Raw genomic sequence first — 1081 nt, 5'->3', positions numbered from 1 at the left:
GCCCAGGCCACCGCCTCCCCGTCCCACGGCGTCTCCGTCGCCCGCGCCTGCGCGACTCCGACGAAGAAGGACCAGATGGCCTGCAACGCCCTTCAGGTCACCGCGGGCACCCCCGCCTCAGCGCACGCCGAGAGCGCCCTGACGGCCGCCGCCGCTCCCTCCGGCTACGGCCCCGCCTCGCTCCAGTCGGCCTACAACCTGCCCTCCGCGAGCGGCGGTTCGGGCCAGACCGTGGCGATCGTCGACGCCTACGACGACCCCAGCGCCGAGTCCGACCTCGCCGTCTACCGCGCCCAGTACGGCCTGTCCGCCTGCACCACGGCGAACGGCTGCTTCAAGAAGGTGAACCAGAGCGGCGGCACCAAGTACCCACGCGCCAACTCCGGCTGGGCCGAGGAGATCTCGCTCGACCTCGACATGGTCGGCGCGGCCTGCCCCAACTGCAAGATCCTGCTGGTGGAGGCGAGTTCCTCCAGCATGACCAACCTGGGCACGGCCGTGAACACCGCCGTCGGGCTGGGCGCCAAGTTCGTCTCCAACAGCTACGGCGGCTCCGAGTCCTCCAGCGACGCGACCTACGACTCCACCTACTTCAACCACCCGGGCGTCGCCATAACCGTCTCCTCCGGCGACGGCGGCTACGGCGTCGAGTACCCGGCCGCGTCGAAGTACGTGACGGCGGTGGGCGGCACGTCCCTCAACACGGCCTCCAACACCCGCGGCTGGACCGACACGGTGTGGAGCGGGGCCGGCTCCGGCTGCTCCAAGTACGACGCCAAGCCCAGCTGGCAGAAGGACTCCGGCTGCGCCAACCGCACCGTCGCTGACGTCTCCGCGGTCGCCGACCCCAACACCGGCGTCGCGGTGTACGACACCTACGGCCAGGGCTCCGGCTGGATGGTCTTCGGCGGCACCAGCGCCTCCTCCCCGCTGATCGCGGCGACCTACGCGCTGGCCGGCGCCCCGTCCTCCGGCTCCTCCCCGTCGTCCTTCCCCTACGCCCACACCTCGGCCCTGAATGATGTCACCAGCGGCTCCAACGGCAGCTGCGGCGGCTCCTACCTCTGCACCGGCACCACCG

At 71.4% G+C, this 1081-nt stretch carries 1 protein-coding gene; it reads left to right on the top strand.

Annotation, left to right across the window (positions count from 1 at the left end; all coding sequences use genetic code 11):
* On the top strand, positions 1-1081 hold a 1081-nt coding region (locus IE277_RS46690; RefSeq protein WP_189960207.1), incomplete at both ends, for a S53 family peptidase.

It is taken from the genome of Streptomyces alanosinicus (assembly GCF_014650595.1).
Lineage (GTDB): Bacteria > Actinomycetota > Actinomycetes > Streptomycetales > Streptomycetaceae > Streptomyces > Streptomyces alanosinicus.
The sequence above is the reverse complement of the archived record's forward strand: the minus strand, read 5'-3'. Positions and strand labels throughout refer to the sequence as shown.